The 11,161-nt window shown below is 53.6% G+C and carries 5 protein-coding genes; 1 reads left to right on the top strand and 4 read right to left on the bottom strand.

Features of this window, described 5'->3' with window-relative positions; all coding sequences use genetic code 11:
- Window positions 1-235 precede the first annotated feature (235 nt).
- From KK078_RS20540 to KK078_RS20525, 4 genes are all read right to left on the bottom strand, one after another.
- Window positions 236-1,807, bottom strand: coding sequence for a glycoside hydrolase family 71/99-like protein (locus KK078_RS20540; RefSeq protein WP_254092190.1), 1,572 nt, complete (start codon window positions 1,805-1,807; stop codon window positions 236-238).
- A 263-nt stretch (window positions 1,808-2,070) separates the two neighbouring features.
- The gene (locus KK078_RS20535; protein ID WP_254092189.1) at window positions 2,071-2,784 is read right to left on the bottom strand and encodes a DUF3823 domain-containing protein; all 714 of its coding nucleotides are present in this window, start codon (window positions 2,782-2,784) and stop codon (window positions 2,071-2,073) included.
- Between the two features lie 13 nt (window positions 2,785-2,797).
- Window positions 2,798-4,828 (bottom strand): RagB/SusD family nutrient uptake outer membrane protein, encoded by a 2,031-nt coding sequence (locus KK078_RS20530; protein WP_254092188.1) that lies wholly within the window; start codon window positions 4,826-4,828, stop codon window positions 2,798-2,800.
- A gap of 11 nt (window positions 4,829-4,839) precedes the next feature.
- Window positions 4,840-8,067 carry a SusC/RagA family TonB-linked outer membrane protein gene (locus KK078_RS20525; protein WP_254092187.1) on the bottom strand — a complete coding sequence of 1,076 codons (3,228 nt, stop codon included), beginning with the start codon at window positions 8,065-8,067 and terminating at the stop codon, window positions 4,840-4,842.
- A gap of 335 nt (window positions 8,068-8,402) precedes the next feature.
- Here KK078_RS20525 and KK078_RS20520 point away from each other — a divergent pair, with 335 nt between their 5' ends.
- Complete coding sequence (locus KK078_RS20520) at window positions 8,403-11,030, top strand: Kelch repeat-containing protein (RefSeq protein WP_254092186.1); 2,628 nt, start codon at window positions 8,403-8,405, stop codon at window positions 11,028-11,030.
- Window positions 11,031-11,161 lie beyond the last annotated feature (131 nt).

Below are 11,161 nucleotides of genomic sequence, written 5' to 3'. Positions count from 1 at the left end.
CGCTTGCCGGGTTGTTGCTCGGTTTTTTAGATAGTAAAGAAACAACAGGTGCCGTAGAATAGCGTTACTTCGGCTGTTAACCGGGAGGTCGCGGGTTCGAGTCCCGCTCTTGTGACCCTAACAGTATTCATCACAAGATAGCTCAGTGGATAGAGCGCCTAAACGTACGCTTTCGCCTTTTGCCCTGTTTATTTTATTATAGAAGGGGTGGATGAAAACATCCACCCTTTCGTTTTTATTGCACCCTCACGGAAGAAACCATATCATTCGCATTCGGCGAAAGCGTTGTAAAGTTGGGAGTATCCGCCGTCCGGGTCCACGACGTTCCGCTGAAGTTATCGTCGGAATACATAATAAGCGTCCTGCCCGCAGGCACACGCACAGACGACGCCCAGTCGTTTACCACGCCGAGTGCCGCCAGCTGTGCCAGGGTATAGTTACCGACCGGCAACGCCTGACTGGCTGCGCCACCGTAGTCTATATGTTGATAGAAAACAACCCCTGCCCCACCGGTAGTAGTATGAGGCGTCGGGTGGTTTGGCGTAAGGCCGATCTGTCCCTTTAACATCTGCGCACCATCCCGCGTAAGCCGCAGGTAAAAATCCGACGACACGGCAACGCCATCCGCGTCGAGGCTCAGGAACCACTGGTTCGTCGGACGCATACTGCTGTTTTCGGCGGCCTTGGCTATGGCCGTGCCTTCGTCATATTCGTCAAACATGGCTACGTAGCTGGTTGTCATCCCGGCGTTCTTTACATTATAAAACTGGCGCCACATAAAATCACCGTGCAGACGCGGAATCTGATTCTGTGCGCCGCCGTTCCAGTTAGCCCACGAGAAGCCCGGCCATATCACCGGCATGTAATCGATGTTGCGGGCGTTGCAGTACGCCAGGTCCGCTTGCATGACCGGCACATAGCTATCGGCGCCGGCCAGGCTGTTGAACGTTCCTACGGCCCAGGGTGTGATCATATTCGCCGCCTCGAACGCCGGAAGATTGACCGTCTGATTCCTCCAGTCACGCGGCACGCCGATAATAACAAAACACCCCTGCGCCTTGAACCAGTTGATGACGTCGGTATAAGACGTGACATTGCCCGGCCGGCCGGAAACCCCCATACCCCAGATGCAAACCACGGGCTTGCCATTCTGGATCGCATAAGCACTGGACCCGGTCAGATTCAGATTACCCACAATGACATTCGTCCAATCTGTTTTGATCTCGCTTTGAAAATTGGTCCACCCTGAGAGATCATACATGACAAAGAACTTTCGTCCGTAGGTCTGTGCGGCGTTCCGCACGCGGACGGCGATACCATCCTTCTGTCCGTCACTCTTCCCAAATCGTTGCATGGCCGCGCAGTCGATGCCATGCTGCTGCATCCACTCGAAGTGTTTGTTCACCACCTGCGGATCCCACGAAGAAAATAGTTTCGCGGGTTGTCCGTTGCCCAGGTTGGCGTACCCGGTTTGATACGTAGTAGTATACTCCCGCACATCCGGCCACAGATCGAAGGTTTGATTACCGGGGCGCGGGCCTTGCGCACCACCACCCCAATGCACCCAGGTATTGTATGCAGATCCATCACCCGCGCAGGCAAACCATCCCTGATAGCCGACCACCAGCTTTCCAACAACATCGCCCACCGGCGACGCCAGCGGCGTGATCGCCTCCCCACTTTTCGGTTCCCGATCCAACACTTTATCACGGTCTCCCTCGAGCACCCCGTGATCGGAACATGCTGCAAAAATGCTAGCCAAAAGAACAAGAGAGAGTTTAGCATAGGTGTACTTTCGCTTTTTCATGATTGTTTGATTTTAGTTAAAAATGATTCCTAAAAACGGACTGCAGTCCAAGGCAGAAACGTTACGTATGAAAAGGTAAGGCGGGGCGCTTATTATCGGCTTAATAAAGACTTAACGGTCGCAGAAGAATAGCAGGGTCTTCTGAAAACGTCCATCAACTCCTGTTATCGTCGATGAAAAAATAAGAGGAGTCCGGGGCCATACGCTACACAGGCCCCGGATCAGGATCCCCAATCAGATCTCCTCTTCTTACCGGCGGTGACCTATGGCACCGCTACCGTCCGAACATCGGTGTAGTTGTACTTCTTGAAGCTGTCGTTCACGCGAACTCCCACCCGTACAAAGAATGTGGTGGCGTACTTCATTGGCTGCGCGGACATAATGGTAATGTCCGTGCTCTCCTTGTCATTGGTTACCGGTACGACGGCACTCACCACCGTCGCATCGAAGTTGTTGTTGCCAACATACTTCGTCGTGGAAATGAACAGCTGGTAGTCCAGCACATTCGGTTGTATTACTCCGCCCGGTGCTGCATTGCGGGTGAACCGGAATGTTGCCGTTACTTTTTTGTCTGCCGTGACCGTAGGAGGCGTTACCCAGGCGACATTGAGATAGGGAACAACCGAAAAATCGAGATCCGTTACCCCGACGATGTCTGCCATTTTCGCGGCATCGTCGGCAAGCGGATAAAAGGGACCGTCCACAGGTTGCATGCGATAGTGGCCCGCGAAGATCTTGTTGTTCGAATAGGTTCCGTCGACCTTTACGTTCAGGAACGTAGGCACGGCTGTTTCACTCCAGCTCAGTTCCTGCATGCGAATCCGCATGCTCGACGCGCCTTGCTCGAGCTGCAGCGGGTTTCCGTCCTGATCCAGGATACGGCCTTGAATGGTCGCGTTCGGCTCCACGTAGTTATCTGTATCATGGCAGCTCGCCAGCGTCACGATGGCGATCATATAATAGAATATGTATTTCATAGGTCTCCGATAATTAGTATTGCGGATTCTGTTTCAACCTGGGGTTTGCGTTGATCTCGCCGTTGGGAATCGGCTCGTAATAGCGTTGCGTGGTGACGGTAAAGGTCGAACCGCGCTCGTCGAAGCGGCAATCGACGATCCACTTGCCTTCCACCTTGTCGGGCGCCACGACGACCGCACCCTTTGAAAACAGGAAGGGGTTGAACTTACGCCACCGCCGGGCATTCACCTCGCGGTCTGCCGTACGCCATCGCAGCATGTCCCACCAGAGCTTATGCTCAAAGGCCAGCTCTTTACGACGCTCGATCCGAATGATCTGCAGGCCACGCGTAGGTGCCAGTACATATCCTCCCACGCCCTGATCGACACCAATGGGTGCCGCTGCCGAAAGATCGTCGGGCGTGGCGAGCAGGTCGGCACCGGCCCGCGCGCGGATCTTATTGATACACTCGAACGCGTCTGCCTGCAGATTTACGCCGCCCAGCTCCGTCACGCCGTTCTGAAAGAGCTCCAGGCCGGCTTCCGCGCGAATAAGCAGCACCTCTGCGTAGCGCATATCGATCCACGTTTGTGATGATGCGTGCAGGCGCGTTTCCGCTGCCGGCAATGCAGGCATGAGCCACTTGCGCCCGTGGAAGCCGGTAACTGTAGCGGTATTGGCTGAAGTAGGCCCGTCCATTCCCGTAGGGTTGATGCTGACGCCACCGGTCGTTACATAGGGCACCTGGTTGAAGATGCCGCCGGACTGTTTTACATTGGCATTATAAAAGGCATTGGCGTTATAGCCTGCCGTCTGCCCTTCGGGCACGAACTTCTGGATGGGCGTGGCGGGGTCAACGGCATCGATCAGCGTACCCCGGCGCAGGTCCACATTCATGCCCTTAATGCTCATACCGGGTAGTAGCACCGTTCCCCGCAACCGTGGCTCGCAGTTCTCAAATACCTCGTCCGGTGAATCATACACGATGTATGTTCCATCATCGTTTGTGGTTTTAAGCTGACCCTTCTCGTTTTTGGGAAGACCGTCGAAAAGCTCCACATAGTCCAGCGTCGGGTTAAACCGGTCGCCATAGGTCGTGGTCATGTGCGGCGGTGCATAGATCGCATCGAAGCTATGAACGGACTGATCGTACGAATAGCCTTTCGCAAAGATCGTCTCGGGGCTGGTGGGATCGAGAAACAACGCGGCATAGTTGTCGGCGGCAGCGATCTTGTCGGTGGCCGACCACGTCTTCATATACAGGGAGTACTTGCCTTCGATGGCGCGGGCCGCCTGGTAAGCCTGGGTGAAATACACGTTGGCCTGGTCGGCCGGTATACCGTTGAGCATTACCCCTTCTACAACGTTTTGGCTACCGTACCGCGCAATGGAGGCGGCATGCAAGGCTACGCGCGCCTTGAACGCATAGGCAATATTGCGGTTCACGCGGCCGGACTGCTCGCTGGTCTCCGGCATGCCGGCAATGACGGCATCCAGGTCGCTCAGGATCAGGTCAACTATTTCTTTTTCGCTGCTGCGGGGAATCTGAAGCCCGGTCACATCGGCGCCGCTCAGGCTTTGCGCCGCGGTGGTGATGGGCACCCCGCCGTAGCGTTTCGCCAGGGCAAAATAGGTATAGGCACGCACAAACTTTGCCTCTGCGCTCCAGCGCTTGATCTTATCTTCGGTAAGCGAACCGCCGTAGGCAGGCAACGTTTCGATCAGGTAGTTGGCGTTTCGAATCACGAGGTAGCCGTTCTTCCAGTACTCCCGCGCCGGGTTCTGAAACCCACCGGTGTTCCGGTTTGCATTCTCGCCCGTGTTGAGCATCGGCACCCAGATAGCGTTCCAGGTGTTAAATCCGTCGTTCTCCGTTGCACTATATTTAAAATCCTCGATCGGCAGACGCGAATACAGGGCTGCCATATATGCTTGCATGCCGGAGTCGGTAAAGGCGGCATCGTCTTGTACTACGTTCATGGGCGCTATGTCGAGCGTATTACAAGCCGACATCAGCACCACGAGGATCAAGGTCGATATTCGGTTAAAGCGTATTGTTTTCATCGGCATTTTCGTTAAAAGGTTGCGGTTAATCCAACGTTGGTGGTGCTGCTCAGCGGATAGATATAGCCGAACAGCTCCGAAGGATGTTCCGGATCGATTATTCTCGCTTTTGTCCAGGTATGGAGGTTATAGCCGTTAAAGAACAGGCGCAGGTTGTGAACGCCGGCCCGCGCGGTGATCTTCCGGGGAACGGTATACCCGATCTCCAGCGTCTTTACGCGCAGATAGGCCGTGTTCTGGATGTTGCGTTCGGAGTTCTCATCAATGTTTGTACCGGTGTAGGCGTAGTACCCTGGAATCCATTTGGTGGCGGGATTATAGGGATCGGCTTTCGGATCTTCCGGACGCCAGCGATCCATAAACTGTTCCAGCGCGTTTCCGTCGAAGGCCAGCGGCTCGATCATCATTTCTTTATTGGCGACATAAGACAGGGCCGATCCCTGGAACAGCACCGTAAGGTCTATGCCTTTATACGCTGCCGAAAGCGTCAACCCGAAGTTGAGCAACGGGTTGTTCTTTTTTGCGTTGCCGCCGGTCACGTCGTTGCTGGCGGGGTTGAGCGTTGTGGCAATAGGATGCCGGTCTCCGTCGTCTATCACACCGTCGCCGTTCCAGTCTTCGTAGCGGTAGTCGCCGGGCAGCGTGTTCCGGCTGGTATAGACGCCATAGTGGGCGATCTCTTCGTACGATGTGAACTGGCCGGCATCACCCCAGCCGAACCACACGTCGTTGTAGCGGCCGTTGGTATTGTTTCGCCAGTTGTCGTAAGAATTACCGGCGCGTGCCCGCTCTATATAGCGGTTCTTCGTACGGGTATACGAGACGTTGCCCGTCACGGTGTACGATACCTGCCCCGCGCGGCCGCGGTGTGTCAGCCCAAGCTCCAGGCCTTTTGTCTGATCGCTGTTCAGGTTCTCCTGCGGCATGGTCGCGCCGAACGAGCCGGGCACGCTGACCAGGCGGTTGGCGAGCAGCCCCGCGCGGTTCCGACGGAAGACGTCGAATTGAAATCCGATCTTTCCGCCCAGGAAGTCGGCATCCAACCCGATGTTCGCGGTTTGCACCGTATACCAGGTAATGTTCGGATTCGGTGAGTTACGAAAACCCAACGAGTTGACAAACGTGCCGCCTAATACATGCCCTCCGGGCAGGCCCTGGTTACTGCCGTTGTACGGATAGTCGTACCCCGAGATAAACTGATAGCTGGATGCGCCATCGTCGCCCATTTCACCCCACGAACCCCGAACCTTGAGGTTGTCTACGAAATCGAAATGAAAAAAGTCTTCTTCCGAAATGCGCCAGCCGGCAAATACGGCCGGGAAGAAACCCCACTGTTTTCCGGGAGGGAATTTGGAAGAGCCGTCATAGCGGAAGGCAAAATCCACCATGTACTTTCCCTTGAAGTCATAATTTAATCTTCCTACAAGACCTTTGTTGGCGGTCTCCCAGATATCGTTGATGTTGCTGTTACCGATCTGATTCTGCGCTTTGCCGGCAAAAAGGTAATCCATCGGCAGCCCCAGCTCACGTGATGCAAAGAAGTTGTCCGCTTTGCGCGTGCTTTCCTCATAGAGCACCAGCAGGTTGATGTTGTGATGCGAGAAAAGCGTTCTTCCATAATTCAGCGACAGCTGCATCAGCGACGAAGGCAGGCTGTAATAGTTACGGGTGAAATTTCCAGGAGCGTTTTGAAGGTTCGGAATGTAAACTTCCGTTACCGGGTCGTACGCATAGCTCGTATAGGTTTTACGGTATTGCCGGTTCTCGTTGAAACGCATATCGTAGCTGAACATACCTTTCGCCAGCAGGCCCTCGATATAGGGCACCTTGTACTCCAGCTGGAACTGACTCTGCACCCAACGGTTATCGTCGCGGCGATACCCCGAGATGCCGGCGTCGGTGATGGCGCCGGGGTGAAGGAACAGGGTCTTGAATAAATAGGCAGAATTGTCGTTGGCGTAATACTGCTCATTGGGTTGCGCGCGCCACAAGGCACCATAGATATCCTGGGGTTGATTGGCGTACGGGCTGTTCTTTTGCTCTACGATCCCACTGATCTTCATAGACGCCTTGATGCGCTGCGTGATCTGCGCGCCGATGTTAGCCCGCACGTTATACCGGTCGTAGTTGAGGTCGTCGCTGCGGTAGTAACCTTGTTGATTCATATACCCCAGGTTTATGAAGTAGTCGACCCGTTTGTCTTCCGATGCGCCACTGACCGTCAGGTTGTGCTGATATTGCGGCGCCGTGTTTCGCATAACATCGTCATACCAATCCGTGCCCTGGCGCGAGCCGTCCCGGAACGGCGCAAAGTCGTCGTCGGTATAGCGAAGCACCGGTCCATTTACAGTGTGCATGCTCTTTTCATTTGCCAGGGTATACCGGTCTATGACGTCTACCGGCCTGGGCAAACCGATAACGTTTTGCATGCCGTAGTAGCCCGAGTATTCAATCCTGGCGCGTCCGGGCTGACCGGTCTTGGTGGTGATCAGCACCACGCCGTTGGCCGCTCGTACACCATATATCGCCGCCGAAGCATCTTTCAGAACGGAGATACTTTCAATCTCACTGGGATCGATACGGGCGATGTTGTCACGGGGTACGCCGTCTATAATAATAAGAGGCGCACCGAAGCCACGAATGTCGAACTGCGTGTCGAAGTTGCCGGGCTCGGATGTGCGCTGCACCACGCGTACCCCTGGCACCTTTCCCGTCATCATATTCTGAACGTTCTGGTGCCGGGTGGTCATGAGCTCTTCACTTCGCACGGAGGCTACCGCGCCCGTCAGGCTTACCTTCTTCTGCTCACCGTACCCCACTACCACGACTTCGTTCAACGTGGCCACATCACTGGCCAATGTCACAGCGATCGACGTCTGGGCCTGGACGGCTATCTCCTGCGTTTGATAGCCGATGAAGGAAAACACCAGCACTGACGAGGGACCTTCTACCGTTAGCGTATACTTCCCCGCGGTATCGGTCGTGGTGCCATTGGTCGTGCCTTTCTCAATGACGTTCACGCCAGGCATCGTCACGCCAGACTCATCGCTGACCGTGCCTGACACGGTTACGATCGTCGGCACGGTACCGGGTGCTCCGGCGCGCATTTGCACCGCTAAAGATGTTTGTGGCGGCGGCGCACTGTCTTCTGAAAACACCCGCCGGGCACTGACGGTTTGGGCGCCAACCCAATCGGCAGATCCAAGGAAGAAGAGCACAAACAAGTATTTTTTACTCATAAGCATTAGGGTTAGGGGTTGTTTAAGGAATTAGGACGTTCGTTTGAAAAACGACTTCCATCGCTTTCGGTGAAACAAGGTAGATGCCCCCTATTAATGCCGTTATTAACACTGCTATTAATGGCATTTTTCTATCTGAATTTTTACGAAAAGGTGCCATTGGGATCGGTCCCGATAGCCGTGAATAAACCATGGATCGAATCCGGCGGGAAAATAACGGCCCTGAAAGGGGCCGTTCCACGATCTGCCTGCAAACGTTCTTTTGCTCAAAAAATCCCTTTTTTATATCTTGAAATACAATTTTCCGGTCACTGCGGGGAGAACATTTACGTGTTATGTCGAGTCTCAGATTACCTGTCTATACAGTCCTTGTCCTGATCTATTCTATCGGTACGTTCGCGCAGAACAAGTACCCGGAGACCACCTATGGCCTTGAGTTTGCATCGCACGAGGTCGCCAAAGACTTCCGGACATCCCTCAACCTCACACCGGCATCTGCATTTCAGACCTCCGATGATATAGAGGTCTCTTTTACATTTCGCCTGAAGCGTCTCTTTAATACCTATGGTTATGTGATGCGCATCGTTGCGAACGACTCCCTGAACTTCGACCTGGTTTCCAGCCCTGAAACCGAAGGCTTCCATGACTTTAACTTTATCATCAATAACCAGAAGACAGACGTCTATTTTGATTACGAAGAGCTCGGCATCAAGCGCTTTGAATGGGGAAACCGCCCTTTTCCCTGGGCAACCATTACGATCAGGTTCGACACGCGCAAGAACCTTGTCTCCATAACCTGGAACAACAAGGTCAAAACACACGCGTTTCCCGCGGCACAGATCAAACAGTTCCGGTTGTTCTTCGGCAGCCACGATTTCGGAAAGTTCAAAACCGCCGATGTGCCGCCGATGATCATCAAAGACATTCGTATATCCCTGGACGGCGGAAGGAATCGCCTGGCATGGGACTTACGAAATCACGGGACAAACGAAGTGTATGACAACACGCTGGAGCACCTGGCGCAGGTCAGAAACCCGATCTGGCTCATCGACCGCCATATCACCTGGAGCCATAAAACAGAATTTAAGACCGGCAAATATCCTTCGGCGGCATTCGACCCGACCACCGGAAACCTATACATCTCCGACATCAAAAATCTCACGACATTCAATACGCTAACGGGTATCCTGGAAAAAGTGAACGCCGCGGAAGGCAACGTGGCTTATATCGACGCCAACCAGCTGGTCTATGTTCCTGAAACCGGGGAGCTCATCAACTACGATTTCCGATCAAACGTCTATTCGCATTTTGATTTCGCGAACAGCACGTGGGAAAACGGGCTCAAGATGTATAAGCAGCCGCACTACTGGCACAACAATAAGTTCTATAATCCCTTCGACTCGACATTGTATACCTTTGGCGGCTACGGGTACTATGTTTACAAAAACAAATTCCGCCGCTATAACGCGAAGAAACACGCCTGGGAATCTGTTCAGACCGCGGGCGATTCCATACCACCACGCTACCTGAGCGCGCTCGGACTCACGGCATCCCAAACCACGGCATACATATTTGGCGGCTACGGATCCGAAAGCGGCAAGCAGGAATTATTCCCGCAGAGCTACTATGATCTCTACTCCTACGATCTGAAAACGCATACTGTAAAAAAAGTGTGGGAATTCAAGGAGCATGGCGACGAAGAGATCGCGTTCTCGAATTCACTCATCGTCAACGAAGCGGACAGCTGCTTTTATGTTTTGAGCTTTCCCAAAAACAAATACCACGGCTCTCTGAGGCTGCGTAAATACCTGCTGAGCGATGCGCGATATACCGGCTTTGCCGACTCCATCCCCTTTCAGTTCCACGACGAATACTCGTTCTGCGACCTGTTCCTCTCGAAAGCCACACAAGAGCTCATCGCCGTAACCGCCCACAAGAACGCGAAGCCCGACACCGCCTATACCGTGCATGTTTACTCTATTAGTTATCCTCCCCTTCGAAAAGAAGATGTTGTACAAGCGGCCGGCAGCCGGCAACACGCCGGCAACTATTGGATCATCGGGATCGCCGGCATCTTGGGAATAGCCCTGGCCTATCAGCTCTTATCCAAACGCAGGGTTGGACAACCACACGCGGTCTTCACCGGCGACAAGATCACGCTGCAGCCCCTGTCGGATCCCGATCCGATCGGCCACCTGGTAAAAGGGACCGAAATAATCAATGCGCTTCCCGAAGACAGAAAGATCGTCTCGACGGTATTTCTCTTTGGCGACTTCCAGGTATTCGATAAAAACGGCAACGACATCACTTCGAAGTTCAGCACTACACTCAAAGAGCTCTTTGTGTTGCTCGTCCTTTCGTCCGTCAAGCAGGAAAAGGGTATCTCGACGGCCTCGCTCCGCGAACATCTGTGGTCCGAAAAAGACGAGATCAGCGCCCGAAACAACCGCAATGTTACCATTACCAAACTGAGAGCTATTTTTGAAGAGATCGGCGACATCAAGATCGAGAACACGCACAACTATGTACGCCTGGTCATCGGCGAAGGCGTCTTTTGCGATTATCAGATCGCTTCCAAAATCCTCCATAGTGCCGGCGACATCACCCACCAAACCGTGGACATTCTCATGCGCTGTGTAAAACGCGGAAACCTGGTGCCCAACCTGACGGCGGGGTGGCTGGACAATTACAAGTCAGATGTCTCGAACATGGTTATCGACAGCCTGCTGGCCTACTCGCAAAAGCTGGACGTCAACCGTCACGATCATGCCCTGTTGGAAATCGCCGACATCATCTTCAAGTACGACAGCATCAACCAGGAGGCACTGGTGCTCAAGTGCTCGATCCTCAACAACAAGGGAAAATACTCGCTGGCCAAAACGTGGTACGATCACTTTGTAAAGGAATACAAAGCGCTCTACGCTGAAAATTATCCAAAGACATTCGAACAGGTCATTTCCTGACACGCGGTGTTCACGCCGGTGCGGGTCCACCGCTTATGTAAAAAATAGCCCGAAAATATAGCCTGTAGATCGTTCCCGGGCTGTATTAATTGGTTTGTTAATTCAGGCGTAAGCCATCCCCTGTAGAATTG

Source organism: Dawidia soli, from assembly GCF_018598185.1.
Classification (GTDB): domain Bacteria; phylum Bacteroidota; class Bacteroidia; order Cytophagales; family Cyclobacteriaceae; genus Ohtaekwangia; species Ohtaekwangia soli.
The sequence above is the reverse complement of the archived record's forward strand: the minus strand, read 5'-3'. Positions and strand labels throughout refer to the sequence as shown.